Origin of the sequence: Halopseudomonas laoshanensis, assembly GCF_008365385.1 — a bacterium.
In the GTDB taxonomy this organism is placed as follows: domain Bacteria; phylum Pseudomonadota; class Gammaproteobacteria; order Pseudomonadales; family Pseudomonadaceae; genus Halopseudomonas; species Halopseudomonas laoshanensis.
This window is the reverse complement of sequence record NZ_QOVF01000001.1, coordinates 678,989-695,313: the sequence shown is the minus strand read 5'-3', so window position 1 is coordinate 695,313 and position 16,325 is coordinate 678,989. Positions and strand designations below refer to the sequence as shown.

The following is a 16,325-nucleotide window of genomic DNA, read 5'->3' as shown; positions in this document are numbered from 1 at the left end:
ATTAGCAGAGTAGCATTGCATGCAACTAGCTGTTCGCAACGGGCCAGGCGCACCAGCAAGACTACATTTTTACGCAGACAAATAGCGCGTTTCCGGAAGCCCGATCCCATGGAACGATCGTCTGATAATCATGTTCGAGTAGCTGCACTTCGAAATACGGCTGCAAAAGCTCGACCAGTTCGCTGAAGCTAACCGCCACCATGGCATGTTCATCAAGCCACGCCGTTCGACCCTCTGCGGCCGTTCGTTCGATGCGCAATTTCAGCGACTGCTGCTCTCCAGCCCCCGAATAATGCCAGCCAGAGCTGAAGCTGAAGTCGCCTTCGGCATTCCCGACGTTATGCGAAACCCAGGCGCCGTTGTCGATTCTGTTCTTGTCGACCGCGTTAAAACAGAACAGACCGCCTGTTGCCAGGGCGTCATGCACACTGGCAATGCAGGCGCGCAGCCGCTCGATATTTGCGCTGTAATGAATGGAATAGAGGAAGCAGGTAATCAGATCCACCGGCTGACTGAGGCTAAAACCGCACATATCCTGCAATGAAAAACTTGCTTCAGGACAGCGCACCAGCGCCAGGTCCAGCATTGGCTGATTAATGTCCAGACCACTGCTCTGGTAGCCTGCATCAAGCAGATGCCGCACATGCGGACCGGTCCCGCAGGCCAGATCCAGATGCCGATTGCCTCCATTCCCGAGTAGCTGCTGCAGCCGGTGAATACAGTGGCTCTGGGCGCGGTAATCGATATCCGCGCACATCAAATCGTAGTAACCCGAAAGGTCAGTATAAATAGCATTGCTGAGCATGATGGTCTGGTGCTGATAGCTGGGGCGCGAATCATATCCCGGCTTTATGTAAAGCGCTCGCGAATGAATGATGCATGGGCGCAAAAAGCCATCGAATTTCTTTGAAACACCTGAGAGCCAGCAGCCCGCCGGCACTGCGTTAAGCTCGGATAATTCAACCGAGGGGCAAGCATGATGGACGCGGTAATCAATTCCAGGGCGACTGCCGCCCTGCACAATCTGTTTATCGGCGATGCACTGGCCATGCCGGTACATTGGTACTACCGCGTCAGTGACATCGATGAGGCGTTCCCGAACGGGATCAAGACTTTTGAAGCGCCGCCCACCTTCCACCCGTCTTCGATAATGTCCCTGCATTCAACCAGCGGCGGCGGCCGCAAGGGAGCCTCAGGGCAGAACCAGATCAGTATAGTCGGCGACGTGATTCTCAAGGGCAAAGCCCAGTACTGGGACCGCCCAAACGTGCATTACCATCAGGGTATGCGCGCCGGGGACAACACCCTCAACGCCCATTGCGCCCTGACGCTGATAGAGGTGATGAACGCCGCCGGCGGGCATTATGATCGCGATGGATTTCTGCGGGCCTATATTCAGCTGATGATGGCAGACGACTCGGCCCACCCGGATACCTACGCAGAATCCTATCACCGCGGCTTTTTCGCCAATCTCGCTAAAGGGTCCCCGCCAGATCAGTGCGCTGCAGTTACTCACGATACGCCATCGATAGGCGGGCTGGTGACCATCGCCCCACTCGTGATCGCCGAACGATTGCGCGGCACTTCGTTGGCGGATACCCGTCAGCTGTGCCGTGAGCACCTGGCATTGACCCATCCGGACGCTTTTCTGGCCGAGGTATGCGATGCCTATGTCCAGTTGATTGATGGCTTGCTGTTTCGCCAGGACGATACCCAAGTGCAGGAGTTGTTGCTGAACGCGGCCCGTGGAATCTCACGTCGAGACCTGACCAAGCTGGTGGAAGGCAGGCGCGCGGAGCGGGAGGTGATCGGCAATGTCCTGTCCCCCGCCTGTTACATCAGTGACGCATGGCCCGCGGTGTTGTATCTGGCCTGCAAGCACCAGCAGGATCCGCTGCAGGCCTTGCAGGTCAATGCTGAAGTGGGTGGAGACAATGTGCACCGGGGGTCGGTATTAGGCGTATTGCTGGGCCTGATCCAGGGCGAGGCGGCCGGAGGCCTGTTTGATCAGCTCACCAAACAGGCCTCGATCAGCCCGGCTATTGAGCAACTGGTCAATCCTGATGCCGGCCTGTGATGGAAGCGAGCGGCTAACGCTTGTCCAGGCGAACGGTTGAGGTCATAAAAAAATTAGTCTCATTCATTTTGTCCACCATCTTGCACAGCCGGCGGCGCTGCAAAAATGAAATACCCTGGCGGGTGCGCCAGGAGGTGGGAGTCAAGGTCCCGCCAGACTTGTTGCTATCAATGCTGAAGTCCCGGCTGGCGCTCACCGGCTTGGGCTCCGGACCATATAGCGCGACAACCTCAATGGTCAGACTTTCCAGTTGAATATCACCCTCCGGGCGATGCCCCTGCATCGGGATTTCAGCTTGGCGGGCCATGCGCCGGACCAGATCGTTAAAGGTCCCGATATGCATGAATTCGCCCGAGAGCAGCGGGCCTTGCCGGGTATTCTCACGAATGTCCTCCGGCGTTACCGCTACGGTCTGGCGATCGCCCTCTTCGTCCTCGCGCTCCTCGGTAGGGTCACGCTCAAAATCCGTGACGTCCATCGTCACAGTGCCGAGCGAGGTCTTCAGCGTAGCAATAATGTATTCCACATAAATCGCTTCCTGACTCATATTGCTGATGATGCACAGCGCATCCAGGTCTCTTTTCCTGCCGCGATTGATGATCACCCGGGGCGTGCGTTGCCGCCTAAATCCGGAATACAGCAACTGGGCGTATATCACCCAGACAAGCAGAGTGGCGAGGCTGACGCATACACTTAGTACCGCCTGGTTTGCTTCAATCCAGTCGATCATGGCCTTAACGAAATCTCCTTTTTTAACAAGTATGGAGGCAGTGACGTGCCGTGGGCGTGTGACAACGGAAATGGAAATTTGATTCACAAGATGTGTCAGGCCCCAAACGATTGCTAACTTAAAGGTCCCCAAAACACTCCGCAAAAAACCGGATACACTCCTACTTACCCTAAAAACAAAAAAAGAAATCACCATGACCTTATCCCTGTCCGACCCAATTACCCTGCCCTGCGGCGCCATCATCCCGAATCGCTTGGCCAAAGCAGCAATGACCGAAGGTCTGGCCACGCCCGCAGGGTTACCCACCCCTGAACTGGAGCGGCTCTATGGGCTTTGGAGCGATGGCGGTGCGGGCATGTTGCTCTCGGGGAATATCCAGATCGACCGAGACCACCTCGAACGCCCCGGCAACGTCGTCATTGACGGTCAGCCGGACGCTGCCATGCATGCCGCCTTGAGTAGTTGGGCGAAAGTTGCCACGCGCAACGGCAATCATTTCTGGGCGCAGATCAGCCATGCTGGCCGGCAGACCATGAAGATGATCAACCCGCATCCCAAGGCGCCCTCGCCGCTGAAGCTGGGCCTGCCCGGCGGCCAGTTCGGCGAGCCGGTCGCGCTGGAGAAGGACGAGATCGTCGAGATCGTACGGCGCTTCGCCCAATGCGCTGTAGCGGTCCAGGCCGCTGGCTTTACCGGCGTACAGGTGCACGCCGCCCACGGCTATCTGCTGTCACAGTTCCTCAGCCCGCGCAGCAACCAGCGCAGCGATGAGTACGGTGGTTCCCTGGAGAATCGCGCGCGGCTATTGATGGATACCGTCGCAGCAATACGCACGGCTGTCGGCCGCGAGTTTCCGGTTTCAGTAAAGCTGAACAGCGCCGACTTCCAGAAAGGCGGATTCGATTTCGCCGACAGCCTGCAGGTAGTCGAGTGGCTGGAACAGGCCGGGGTTGATCTGATCGAGATCTCCGGGGGCACCTACGAGCAACCCAAGCTGCTTGGCGTCCAGGGCCTTGAAGCGGAAGAGCCGCAAGCAGTAGCCCAATCCACCCAACAGCGCGAAGCCTATTTTGTCGACTTTGCCCTGGCCATGCGTGACAAGGTATCGGTGCCCCTGATGGTCACCGGCGGCTTCCGCCAGAAGCAGGCGATGCAGCAGGCACTGAGCAGCGGCGCGGCTGATGTGATCGGGCTGGGCCGCCCCATGTGCGTAATGACGGATGCCCCGGCGCAATTACTCGCGGGGCTTGAGGAGCTGCCGCGCTACGAACAACAACTGGCCTTGTTCCCAGGGTGGCTGGCGTTCCTCGGCAAGATCAATGCGCTGAAGGTCATGGCCACCTTCGCCGTGCAATACTGGTACTACGCGCAGATAGATCGTCTCGGCCGCACCGGTAAAGCCGAGCCAGCGTTGTCGGTATTCCAGGCAAGCAAGGACGTCACCGCCTTGCAGAAAGAGCTGGTCAAGGCCCGCAGCCGATAGCCTGTCCCGCAGCTATCATTCAACAGGAGCCCCTTAGCATGCAGACTATCAATTTGGGCGGAGTAAGCGTACCGCGTATAGGCCAGGGCACCTGGCGCATGGGCGAGGATGCCGGGCACCGGCAGGCAGAGGTTAGAGCGTTGCGTGAGGGCGTGGATCTGGGCATGACCTTGATCGACACGGCGGAGATGTATGCCGAAGGCGGTGCGGAGGAGATCGTCGGCGAAGCGATTCAGGGCCGGCGGGATGAGGTGTATCTGGTCAGCAAGGTCTATCCGCACAACGCCAGCGCCAAGGGCGTCAAGGCCGCCTGCGAGCGCAGCCTGCAACGCCTGGGCACTGAGACCATTGACCTCTACCTGCTGCACTGGCGCGGGCAATATCCGCTGAGCGAGACAGTCGCTGCCTTCGAGCTTTTGTGCGAGCAGGGCAAGATCCTTCGCTGGGGCGTGTCGAACTTTGACGTGGCCGATCTGCAGGAACTCGATAATCCGGATTGCGCGACCAATCAGGTGCTCTACAACCCCGAATCTCGCGGCATCGAATACGACCTGCTGGCCTGGCAAGCGCAACACGGCATGGCGCTTATGGCCTACTGCCCGATTGGCCAAGGCGGAGCCCTGCTACAAGACGCGACGCTCCAACGCATAGCCGACAAACACTCCGCTACGCCCGCGCAGGTAGCGCTGGCCTGGGTCCTGCGCCATCCCGGCTTGATCGCCATTCCCAAGGCAGTCAATCTGGATCACCTCAAACAGAACGCAGGTGCTGACAAGCTGAAGCTCGACGGAGACGACCTGGCTCAGATTGATGCCGCCTATCCGCCGCCCACGCGCAAACAGTCGCTGGAGATGGTGTAAGCGCGGGGCACGCTTTTCGGATAACTGGTAACCTTAGCGGCTACCAAGTCAGAGCATAAGAGAGCCCCGATGTCCCAGAGTGCGATGCGCCCGAACATGGTGATTACCGTGCTGTGCGGTACCCTTACGTCCCTGGTGGTGATTGGCTTTGCCCGGCTTGCTTACGGCGTCATCCTGCCAGCGATGCGTGCTGATCTGGGACTGTCCTACCAGCAGGCGGGGATTCTCAGCACCGTTACCGCCCTGTGTTATGTCTGCTTCGTCCTGGCCGGTGGCCTGGCGGCTGCCCGCTGGGGCGCGAAGGCTTCGATCATGTTCGGCATGCTCACCGTCGCGGCGGGCTTTGTCGGCTTGGCTTTTGCTGCGAACTTCTGGCTCATCATGACCCTGATGGGCGTGCTGGGTTTTGGTACCGCCTTCGCGTTTGCCCCCATGGTCGCCTTGCTGGCCACCTGGTTTCCCGATAAGCGTGGCCTGGTGATCGGTTGCATGACCAGCGGAGTGGGTCTCGGCGTTCTGGTATCCGGCGTACTCGTGCCCTTTTTATTCGCCGCGTTCGGCGAGCAGGGTTGGCGGGTCAGTTGGGGGGTGTTTGCCGGCGCGGCGCTATTTGTGGCGGTGATGATCGCGCTCTTCGTGCGTAATCCGCCCAAGGCGACAGCCAGCGAGGCTGGGCACCTGCCGGCGGATAAGAAATGGCTGATTTACCGCAATCCCCGGGTACTGATCGTAGCCACGACCTACGGCATCATTGGCATGAGCTACATCGTTCAGACGGTGTTCATGGTCAGCTTCATGGTGGAGAGCGGGCACAGCGCGGCCACGGCAGGGAGCTACATGGCGATGATGGGGTTAATGTCCATCGCTGCCGGCCCGCTATGGGGCTGGATATCTGACTTCTGGGGCCGCGGGAATGCCCTGGCGACGTGCATCTTTCTGGTCATCATGGCCATGACATTGCCGCTTATAGAGCAGAGCCTGCCCTACTTCTTTTTCCACTTCCTGGTGATGGGCGCCTCGATCAACGGCGTGTTTGCGATGATTCAGACCAGCGCCACGGATCAGGTCGCACCCCGCTATATCCCCATCGCATTCAGCTTTGCCACACTGTTCTTTGCTTTCGGCCAATTCCTCGGCCCAGCCATCGCTGGCTGGCTGATCGAAACCACCGGCGGCTTTACCGTCGCTTTCAGCTTCACCGTTCTGGTGCTTTCGGTGGGCTTCGGCTTGACGCTGCTGATCCGCCGTTTTCCCAAGGAGCTGGCGGTCGGTGAACCTAGCGTCGGGGCACCGCCCTCTGCTGAAGGTCCAGCGGAAGCGAAATGATCGCCAACCTTCGCTAGAGATCCTGTGTCTCGCCAAGCCACAGGAGAGTGTTGCCAATGGTGTCTGCGCGTCGCCGGGGCTGCTGCAGGCGTGGCATAGTGCCGGTTGATCCCGCCTAGCCAAAGGAAGCCCTGTGTCCACCAGCGTGCAAATGAGCGACATCCACCTCAGCTACCCCACAGAATCAGGAACCGTCGCAGTCCTCAACAACGCGTCGCTGACGATTCCACCGGGCGAGACACTGGCAATCACTGGCCCCTCCGGCAGCGGCAAGACCTCACTCCTGCTGTTGCTCTCCGGCCTCGAACGCCCGGACCAGGGCGAGATACTGGTCGGCAGCCAGCGCCTGGGTGATATGGACTCCAATGCACTAGCCGACTGGCGCAGCGAACACCTAGGCATCATCTTCCAATCCTTCCATCTGTTACCCGGCCTCAGCGCGCTGGGTAATGTCAGCCTGCCACTGGAAATCGCCGGGCAGGCGCACGCACGCGAGCGCTCGATTGCCATGCTGGAAGCCGTCGGGCTAAGTCATCGGTTGCGGCACTACCCCACTCAGCTTTCCGGTGGCGAGCAGCAGCGTGTGGCGATTGCCCGGGCGCTGGTACATCAACCAAGCCTGCTATTGGGTGATGAACCCACCGGCAACCTGGACCATAAAACCGGCGAGAAGATACTCACGCTGCTGTTCGACCTGCACAAGGAAAGCAAGTCCACGCTGGTGCTGGTAACCCACGACGAGCGCGTCGCCGAGCGCTGCCAGCACCGCGTGCGAATGGATGCGGGACGCCTGCATGCGCTCTGACACATCCGCCAGGCTACCCTGGTCTGCCAGAGCGCTGTGGCTACTGAGATTCGCCATCACCGATCTGCGCTCACGAATCTCCGTACTCAAAGTGTTTCTCGCCTGCCTGATCCTCGGCGTCACGCTGGTCGCAGCCACGGCCAGCCTTTACCGGGTAATCGAGCAGAGCCTGCTGGAAGATACCCGCGCGCTGCTGGGTGGCGATGTTGAGTTGGACACCAACGAGCCAATACCCGATGAGGCGCTTGAATGGATTCGCGCCAGCGGCACTATCTCGCTGGTGCGTGAGCTCGACACCATGGTCAGTGATGCCAATGGCGAGAACTTTTTCAGCGCCGAGATCCTGATTCCGGATGACGCCTACCCGCTGTATGGCGAACTGCAGCTGACACCAGATCTACCGCGCGCCGAACTCACTGCCCAGCAGGACGGGCTCTGGGGCGCGATCATTGATCCCCTGCTGGCGGAACGTCTGGGGCAAACCGTCGGCGATCAGGTACAAATCGGCGCCGCAACCTTTCGCATCAGCGGTCTTATACAAGCGCAGCCGGATCGCAGCCTGAATGCCAACTGGCGCGGCCTGCCGATCATGATTTCTGAAGAGGCCTTGCAAGCGGCTCAACTGATACAACCTGGCAGCCGCGTCGACTATGAATACCGTGTACAAACCGACCGCGATCTGACTGTTTGGCTGAACGAGCTGGAGCAGGCCTTCCCCGATGCCCGCTGGGATACCACCACTTTTGCCGAACGCAGCGAACGCCTGGCCGAACGGCTGGATCAGATTGCCACGGCGCTCATCCTGATTGCGTTCACTACACTGTTTATTGGCGGCCTGGGTGTCGCCAACAGCATTCATGCCTATCTGGATGAAAAGCTCGGCACTATTGCCACGCTGCAAACGCTGGGGTTAAGGCGTGCGCCGCTGGTGATCATCTATCTGCTGCAGATCGGCATACTCGGCAGCCTGGCCGGGATTATCGGCGGCGCCATCGGGCTGGCGCTCTCCGCCATAGCCCTGACACTGGCCGGCGATGCCTTCGCGGTGTCCGGCTCAAACGGCGCTGGCCAGTGGATAGCCTTGTGGGCTGTGCCGCTGCTGCTGAGCTGGCTGTTCGCGGTATTGACCGCCTACGTCTTCGCGTTACCGGCACTTGCCAAAGCACTGGCTGCGTCACCGGCAGGGCTTTTCAGGGGCAAGGTTGAGGCCGCCCGCCATGAGCCGCGTAGTTGGCGGGTAGCCAGTTATCTGCTGCTGGCGGTGTATATCGCCGCCACGCTGTTCTGGCTGCCCTCCTCGCAACTCGGCTTTATGTTCCTGCTCGCGGTAGTCGTACTCTGGGGGTTGCTGGAAGCGCTGATCAAGGGCTTGCAGCGCGGCGCCAAAGCCCTGGAAAACGGCGGCTTTGCCGAGCGCAATTTTGCCCGACGCCTGGCATTGGCCAATCTGCACCGGCCGGATTCGCCACTGCGAGCAACGCTGCTGTCGCTGGGTACCGCGCTGACGCTGGTAGTCGCCTGCGCCCTGCTGGTCAGTACGCTGCTGCGCGCACTGGAATCAACCATCCCCGCCGAAGCGCCGGCGCTGATTCTCTATGAAGTGCTGCCTGATCAGATCGACACGCTCAACGCCGGCCTGGAATCGCTTGACCCCACCGCCGAGACCGAGCTGCTGCCCTTGGTACGCGGGCGCCTGGGCGCGATTAACCAGGAGCCGATCGCCGAGATTCTCGCAGACGATTCCCGCGCCCGACGCGAAGCCATGGGTGATGAATACAAGCTCAGTTATCTGTCCGGCAACCCGGAAGACCTTGAGCTGGTATCCGGAGAGTGGTGGACGTCACCAGCACCTGACGGCCAGCCCGCCTTTATGGCCATGGAGGATCGAGAAGCCAACGAACTCGGGCTGACGGTCGGCGACCAGGTCGAGTTTCTGGTCGAAGGCCAGACCATTGCCGCTGAAATCAGAGCCCTGTACCGCCAGAAAGGCCTGCAAACGCGCTTCTGGTTTGAGGGTGTGCTGCAGGATGGCGCATTGGATGCCTTGATCGGCCGCTATGTCGGCGTGGTCTACCAGAGCGACCCGGCCGCGCAACAGTCGCAGCAGTGGCTGGCCAGGAACATTCCCAATGTGATCACCCTGAGCACCGCCGACTGGCTCAAGACCGCAGGCGACCTGCTCAGCAAGGCTACCGCAGGCCTTGCCGCCGTTGCGCTGATCAGCCTCACGGCAAGCCTGCTGGTGCTCTCCAGCGTGGTGAGTGTCAGCCGCAGGCGCCAACTGTATGAGGCCAACCTGCTGCATTGCCTGGGTGCCCGGCACCGCGCCATTCGGCTATCCATGCTGCTGGAAACAGGACTGCTGACGTTTATCGCCACCCTGTTTGCTACCGCACTCGGCGCGCTGATCGCCCTCCCCCTGGCAACCGTGCTGTTGAAACTGCCGGCAGGCGATCTCTGGTGGCTTGGCGCGTTGGTCGCAGGTGCAGTCAGCTCGCTTGCCCTGCTTGGCGGGCTGCTGCCAACACTGCAGGCCTTGAAGCAGAACCAGGCCATGTTGCTGCGCGAGGGTTGAATAGGTGACCTACGGAACCTGAGACGCGCAGCGGCCTCTACTGCTGTGTATCGGTAAACATAAGGAGTCGCACGATGAAGTTAGCCCAAGCCTGCGCCGTGATTGCCTGCATGCCCGCCGTCGCCTTAGCTGCGCCACAGGTGCTGCTGGACAGTGAGCTTAACGAGCTGGACATTCGCACCCTGGTCATCGACCCGGAAGACTCGACTGGCCCGGCCAGCGCCGATAACCCCAAGCACCTGCGCCTGACCAATAACCACAGCAGTGCGGTGGAATGCTCGCTCAGGCCAGAACCGGCAGAACAGGCCTGGACCTTTTTCCCCGACGCGACCATTCAGCCCGGCGAACAAGCCGAACTGCGCATTGGTGGGGACTACTCCACGGAAACCATTCGCGTAAAACTGGTCTGTGAAGACGAAGAGCTGCTGTAATTGCTCGCTCACAGACCAGATTATGTAGGTAGCCGTCGCCCAGGTCAGGACCGGCCCCTGGCCATCTGTGGCTGCATGTTGGGGCGCAAATCAAACACCAGCACTTCCGCGTCACGGCCGTTGGTGAACTCAAGGTCCGTCTCATCCATGACCCGCGCCCCGTCTCCTGCCTCCATCTTCCTGCCGTTCAACGCCACACTGCCGCGAGCAATGTGAACATAGGCATAGCGGTTGGGTGGCAGTTTCAGATGCGCTGCTTCGTAGCCATCAAGTTCTCCAGCATAGACGCGCACATCCTGATCAATGACCAGCGATTGTTCGTCGCCATCTGGCGACAGGATCAGAGCCAAACGCCCCCGTTTTTTCGTTGGATCAAGCGAATGCTGTTGATAGTTCGCGGGCTGGTTGGCCCGCGCTGGAACGATCCAGATCTGCAGAAAATGCACCTTGGCGTTCTGTGAGGCGTTGAACTCACTGTGAACAATGCCGGTGCCCGCGCTCATCAGCTGCACGTCGCCGGGCTTGATGCTCGAACCGTTGCCAAGTGAGTCCTTGTGCGCCAGTTCGCCCTCCAGCACATAGGAGAAGATCTCCATATCACGGTGGGAATGGGAGCCGAAGCCCATACCGGGATCGACCCGATCATCGTTGATAACCAGCAGGTCAGAAAAGCCCGATTGCTCGGGATCGAAGTAAGACCCGAACGAGAACGTATGGGCTGACCGCAACCAGCCATGGTCCGCCTGGCCTCGTTGTGCTGCTGCTCGAACACTAATCATGATCTACTCCTGAGCTGGACGGCTTGATGGGAGGAATTGGCATTAAGGGCCGAATACGAATGTGGGTCTGCAGTATGCAATTTTCGCCAGGTTTGCGGCGACAGGCCGGTTTCTCGTCGGAATACCCGACAAAAGTGCGACTGGTCGCAAAATCCGTGACTGAGCGCAATTTCACTTAATGAATTTGCCGAGCAAAGCATATATTGCCGCGCTGCCTCAACACGTGCAGCGGCGACATACATCAATGGGGTTACCCCCATCGTCTGCTTGAACGCATGCGAAAAATGACTGACGCTGAGCCCCAATAGCGAGGCAAGCTCAGTTGTTCGAATGCAATGATCGAGGTGATCCTTTATAAACTCATCGATCCGTGTGACTTGCCAGCGCGCCAACCCACCTCTGCTTTTACGCTGCGAAGATCCGCTCTGACTTTCGGCTGCTAGCAGAGCGATAGCCTGATTCAGGTATGCCGACGCCGTGTCGGGATCGCGGTGAATCGTCCGCTCCGTCTCCGCCAACAATGTCAGCAGTTGCCTGGTCTGTTTCAGGCAGTCGGAATCACGAGAAGTGGTATTTTCCACCGAATAACATGTGCTGGCACGCCCGTTCATCGCTCGCGCTCCTTGGCCGGGACCTGTTGCTGGTGGCACGCCAGGCGCACCACCCTAGGTAGCTAAGCATCGCAGCGTCCCTGAGCCTGACACAGCCCCAAACGGGGGAGCGTGGATCAACACTAAAGAGGGGGGGCAGCCGTATTTATTGCGCGAGCTCGATAATTCCTCGTTGAATACCAATAGTCACCGCATGCGTGCGATTGTTGGCTCCCAACTTGTCCATGATATTTCGAAGATGCCCTTTGACGGTGTCTTCACCTATTTCCAGAATATCAGCCGTCTCCTTGTTCGATAGCCCCTCGGCGACGTGTTGCAACACCTGGACCTCCCTGTTGGTAAGCCCTTCCTGATCAAGGTGAGCAGCTAATTCCTCGGCAATCTCCGGCGGAAAGCGGCGTTTACCGGCAGCCAGTACGCGTATGGTATCGATCAGCTCATGCCGCAAGGTGCTTTTCAAAAGGTAGCCGCGCGCACCGGCCTTGATTGCTTGCAACGCCCTGACATCGCCTCGATAGGTGGTCAATACCGCGATACGCGCCTGGGGAAACTCGGACATGATGGAGCTGATGGCACCAATGCCATTGAGCTCGGGCATCTGAACATCCATCAGCGTTACGTCCGGTTGCGTTGCTCGGTACAGCCGGATGGCCTCCAGCCCGTTGGAGGCTTCACCCACCAGAGTTATGTCCGCATAGTTGCTCACTACTGCCGCAATACCCTCGCGTATCAGCGGATGGTCGTCCACGATCAATACGGTGATGGGCTTGAGGTGACTGGTCATGGGTTTATCCTGCCCTACTTGAACGGCTGTATTTGTAATCAACGGTATTTTCAAAGGCAATGCTGCCAGGTAGTGACAGCCTGATACTCGTCCCGCTCCTGGCGTTGCTCACGATCTCCAGCGTTGCGTCAATTCTGTGGGCACGCTCGTACATACCCCTCATCCCACCGTGTTCAGGGCGCCCGCGCATTCGCTGGTAAAGCGGATCAATGCCTACACCGTCATCGGCAACCAGCATCTCGAACCTGTCTGCGGCGTATGTGAAAGTGACGGAGACCCTGGACGCCTGCGCATGGCGCAGTGAATTGCACACCGCTTCCCTGCCCACCTGGTAAAAGGCGTCGCGCACTTCGCTGCGCAGCGGCAGCGGTTTACCTACATTGCCAACACTGTAGGCAGCAGAATCCGCAGCACCGACCTCCAGGTGCAACGCCTGAAATGCAACAACCAGATCTTCCGCCGGGGCGATCTCGCCGCGCAGACCCGTGATCCGGTCGCGGCCCTCAGCGATTACCTGCTCGGCCCGATCCAGCGCCCGCTCCATTGAGTGTCGGGCGGCGGACTCCCTCGGCAAGCTGTCGGCCACCGCCTGGAAGCTGAGCATCATGCCCTGCACGCTTTGCAGCAACGTATCGTGCAACTCGCGCGCAATGCGTTCGCGCTCCTGGAAGCGCTCCTCAAGGCGCGTCCGCAGGGCAGCTTTCTCACGGTACATATACACACTGGAAATCCAGAACAGGAACAACAGCAGCGCCGCGGAAAGGAGCAGCAAAAATCCTGGCCGCAGATAGAAGACCTGGGGAATGAGGACATTCAAGATCCCGTCGGGACTGTTGGAGCGCCCATTTTCGCCAATGACACGTACGTGAAATTCATAACTACCTGGGTGCAGGTGGGAGTAAACCGCTCGCCTTGAGCGACCTGCGTCGACCCATTCCGAATCATGGCCATTAAGCCGGTATTGAAAGCGCATGGTTTCCGGTGCGCCAAGGTTCAACGCGGAATAGGCGATAACCAGCTTTTTTGATGCGGCTGGCAGCTGAACGGCCGCGTCGGAGATGTCGAAATCGACGCCATCAGCCGTCAGCCGCTTGATCGTGACAACGGGCGGCTCTGCCATACCCTCGGCCTGATACGGATCAGCACGAACGACGCCATGTCCGGTAGCAAACCATAAGGAGCCATCAGGCGTATAGACGCCGGTCGGCAATGGTAGAACCTTGTATGGGTCCATGGGTAGCCGGCCAATCTGATCATGTGAGCTGTAAAGCAGCGCCTGGCCTCCGGCTATCACCCGCTCAATTTCGGCCGCAGGCAGTTTGAAGATGCCATCGCGACTGTGGACCCAGATATCCATACCTGATTCGCCCGCGCCCTGACGGGCGGGCACGGCGACCAACGCGTAGATATTCTGAAATGATCCAGCGCCTGGCAGATCCAGACGATGAAAACGATCACCCTCAAGGTACGCCAACCCATGCTGGCCACCTACCCAGGTACGTTCGGGCAGATGCAGCATGGCTGTGACATGGCCAATATCCAGCCCCTCCTGGAAGCTCCAGCGTTTGAACTTCTGCTCGGAAAAAGACACCAGAAGATTATCGCGGTAGCCGAACCATAGGTTCCCCGCCAGGTCTCGGGAGGCGCTGACAGGCATTACCTGCCGCTGTGAATCACTGACCGGATCAGCCTGACGCCATTGCTGATCAGCCCAGACGAAAAGGCCTGCGCGGTTGACAGAGATCCATATATCGCCATCTTCTCCAACCGCCATCGCCCTTATGGCAGATTCGGGGGCGGTCTCCACAGGGAGTGCCGCGATGCGCTCCGGCCCATCGCCTGCAAGGGAGAAAACCCCCTCGTGACCGCCAATCAGCAAACCGTACTGCTCACTGTTCACCAGGGTGCTTATCGGCATGCCCAGCTCAAAGGTGGATTGGCTATCACCCCGGAAGCCTCTCAGTTGGCCACTATCGGATCCGACCCAGAGTGAACCTTCACTGTCTACAGCCAGCGCATGGCTTCCCGCACCAGCAGGCAAAGCCAGGGGATCGAGGGTTTTGCGCTTGAGGCGGTCCAGGCCCGCATCCGTGCCTACCCAGAGGATGCCTTCACGGTCGACGAGCTGGGCCAGTACATAATCGGAGCTGAGTCCATCACGAGCAGTGTAGGAGCCGATAACAGCCGTTTTCTCGACAGACTCCTGCCGCGTTCCGGCAGCAAGGTAGTGCAAGCCGGCGCCCAGCGTTCCCACCCAAGCGCCTCCCTGCTCATCCAGAACGATACTGTTTGCTCTTGATGTCGGTATTTCTTCACGTTTGATGCTGGCATGGCCGGTCTTGGTAAGACGCAGTACATGCTCCCTGGAGCGATCAGTTACCCATACCTCGCCTGAAGGAGATGATGCTATTTTGCTGATCGAAGGACTCCTGATGCCGGTTTTCATGAACGAAGATGCCCCCGGGGGGCGCATGTACAGCTCCTCTTCGCTCGCCGCCCAGGTATAGCCCTGTGCATCCACATGCACCGCTCGGGCATGGAGGCCAGCAAAGCCCTCGTCCTCACCTACCAGGCGCCAGCCAGCGCCGTTGTGCTGAGCAAGCCCTGCATCCGCCGCCGCCCAGATGTGCCCCTGCGGGTCCTCGGCCAGGCTATACACCACTCCATCCGGAAGCCCTGAATCAATCGGCTGCATCATCCCGTTTGAATCGATCAGACGGACGCCACCGGCACGGAAACCTACCCACAGCCCTTGCGCCGTACTGATAAGTGCAGAGACTACGCCCAGCGGCTCACCGTCTGCAGGTTCGAACTTCTCGAACTCGAAACCATCGAAGCGATACAAGGAGTCATGGGTACCCAGCCAAAGGTACCCATCAACGGTTTGCGCAAGCGCGCCCACTGCACTCGGACCCTGATCGCTGGCAGTCCAGCGGCGGTGATCCATTTCCTCAGAGATGCGCGCCGACGCAGTTGGGCACGCAAGGCAGCTGAGCAAGAGGCTCAGCAGCAAGATTGCGTTTATTCGCAAGGGTTACCCCACAGCCTCTGTTGAGTTCTACAGCTGCTGGACGGCATCAAAACCAGCCTAGTTGTTGCTGAAGCCATTCAATGATTCGGTCCGCGACATGTTCCCAACCCGGTTGCGTAATAAGCAGATGCCCGTAGCCAGGAAAGGAGATGTAATCTGTCGGCGCCAACGACCGCCTCTGATAGAAATAATTGGCTAAAACGACAGAACTCGCAACCATATGATCGTCATCGCCGGAAATCAGTAACAAGGGCCCGCGCTCGTGGCTCAAGTGCAGTCTGCTCCCAAAGCCGAATGCGACTGTGGTCATCAGCTTTTGCGGGACTCTGCCGACAAATTTTTCATAGAGCTGCCCGGTGACTTGCCGGGCTCCTGGATAGGCAACCCGCCGTGAAAACTGTCCAGGCGTCATACGCAGAAAACGCATTCCATCGCGTCGCTCAGACCTTGCGGTGAGTATCTGCAGTAGCGAAAGGATGCCTGGGAAGACTCGCTGCGGCGGCCGCGGAGCAATTGCGATGCCAGCAACACCCAGGCCACGATCGAGCAGCAGTTGAACCACCAACCCGCCCATCGCATGCCCAATCAGAACTGGCGGCGCCGGAAAGGCGGCAATTTGCTCCGCGTAGAAATCCACCAGACGACCAAGGGGCGATGATCTGGCATCTGCGCCATGCAAGACCCGGTACCAACCCAGCTCTCCGGCTGCCGGCAGTGAAAGAACACTGCAAACGTAGCCGCAGGCTTTGAAATGGCGCTCGAACTTGTCCCATACCGCCGGGCCCAACCAGTCGCCCTGTATAAAGCAGACCTGATAGCCCATGGCCGATCAA

At 59.2% G+C, this 16,325-nt stretch carries 14 protein-coding genes; 7 read left to right on the top strand and 7 right to left on the bottom strand.

The genetic code is table 11. The features are described from left to right. Positions 1-61 precede the first annotated feature (61 nt). Complete coding sequence (locus DT594_RS03240) at positions 62-805, bottom strand: class I SAM-dependent DNA methyltransferase (RefSeq protein WP_149331347.1); 744 nt, start codon at positions 803-805, stop codon at positions 62-64. Positions 806-976: 171 nt separating this feature from the next. On the opposite strand from DT594_RS03240, the gene DT594_RS03235 reads away from it, so the two are divergent. Further along, entirely contained in the window at positions 977-2,077 is a 1,101-nt protein-coding gene (locus DT594_RS03235; protein ID WP_218574467.1) for an ADP-ribosylglycohydrolase family protein, read from the top strand. A 13-nt stretch (positions 2,078-2,090) separates the two neighbouring features. On the opposite strand, the gene DT594_RS03230 is transcribed toward DT594_RS03235, so the two are convergent. After that, positions 2,091-2,807, bottom strand: a complete 717-nt coding sequence (locus DT594_RS03230; RefSeq protein ID WP_149331346.1) for a hypothetical protein — start codon at positions 2,805-2,807, stop codon at positions 2,091-2,093. Positions 2,808-3,000: 193 nt separating this feature from the next. On the opposite strand from DT594_RS03230, the gene DT594_RS03225 reads away from it, so the two are divergent. The 6 genes from DT594_RS03225 (at position 3,001) to DT594_RS03200 (ending at position 10,287) form a co-directional block, all read left to right on the top strand. After that, on the top strand, positions 3,001-4,290 hold the full coding sequence (locus tag DT594_RS03225; RefSeq protein ID WP_149331345.1) for an NADH:flavin oxidoreductase/NADH oxidase family protein: 1,290 nt from the start codon (positions 3,001-3,003) through the stop codon (positions 4,288-4,290). Positions 4,291-4,328: 38 nt separating this feature from the next. Next, a complete protein-coding gene (locus DT594_RS03220; protein ID WP_149331344.1) occupies positions 4,329-5,150 on the top strand; it encodes an aldo/keto reductase in 822 nt (273 codons plus the stop codon). Positions 5,151-5,219: 69 nt separating this feature from the next. Continuing rightward, positions 5,220-6,476, top strand: coding sequence for an MFS transporter (locus DT594_RS03215; RefSeq protein ID WP_149331343.1), 1,257 nt, complete (start codon positions 5,220-5,222; stop codon positions 6,474-6,476). Between the two features lie 151 nt (positions 6,477-6,627). Next, positions 6,628-7,281 carry an ABC transporter ATP-binding protein gene (locus DT594_RS03210; RefSeq protein ID WP_149331930.1) on the top strand — a complete coding sequence of 218 codons (654 nt, stop codon included), beginning with the start codon at positions 6,628-6,630 and terminating at the stop codon, positions 7,279-7,281. Continuing rightward, complete coding sequence (locus DT594_RS03205) at positions 7,271-9,856, top strand: ABC transporter permease (protein WP_149331342.1); 2,586 nt, start codon at positions 7,271-7,273, stop codon at positions 9,854-9,856. The genes DT594_RS03210 and DT594_RS03205 overlap by 11 nt, the downstream gene beginning before the upstream one ends. 74 nt (positions 9,857-9,930) lie before the next feature. Next, positions 9,931-10,287: a hypothetical protein gene (locus DT594_RS03200; RefSeq protein ID WP_149331341.1), complete on the top strand. Its 357-nt coding sequence runs from the start codon at positions 9,931-9,933 to the stop codon at positions 10,285-10,287. A gap of 44 nt (positions 10,288-10,331) precedes the next feature. Here the strand turns inward: DT594_RS03200 and DT594_RS03195 are convergent, their stop codons facing one another. The 5 genes from DT594_RS03195 to DT594_RS03175 form a co-directional block, all read right to left on the bottom strand. Further along, entirely contained in the window at positions 10,332-11,066 is a 735-nt protein-coding gene (locus DT594_RS03195; protein ID WP_149331340.1) for a pirin family protein, read from the bottom strand. Then, on the bottom strand, positions 11,063-11,677 hold the full coding sequence (locus DT594_RS03190) for a helix-turn-helix domain-containing protein (protein ID WP_149331339.1): 615 nt from the start codon (positions 11,675-11,677) through the stop codon (positions 11,063-11,065). The genes DT594_RS03195 and DT594_RS03190 overlap by 4 nt, the downstream gene beginning before the upstream one ends. A gap of 145 nt (positions 11,678-11,822) precedes the next feature. Next, entirely contained in the window at positions 11,823-12,461 is a 639-nt protein-coding gene (locus DT594_RS03185) for a response regulator transcription factor (RefSeq protein WP_149331338.1), read from the bottom strand. Positions 12,462-12,465: 4 nt separating this feature from the next. After that, a complete protein-coding gene (locus tag DT594_RS03180) occupies positions 12,466-15,408 on the bottom strand; it encodes a sensor histidine kinase (protein WP_149331337.1) in 2,943 nt (980 codons plus the stop codon). A gap of 130 nt (positions 15,409-15,538) precedes the next feature. After that, positions 15,539-16,315 (bottom strand): alpha/beta fold hydrolase, encoded by a 777-nt coding sequence (locus tag DT594_RS03175; protein ID WP_149331336.1) that lies wholly within the window; start codon positions 16,313-16,315, stop codon positions 15,539-15,541. Positions 16,316-16,325 lie beyond the last annotated feature (10 nt).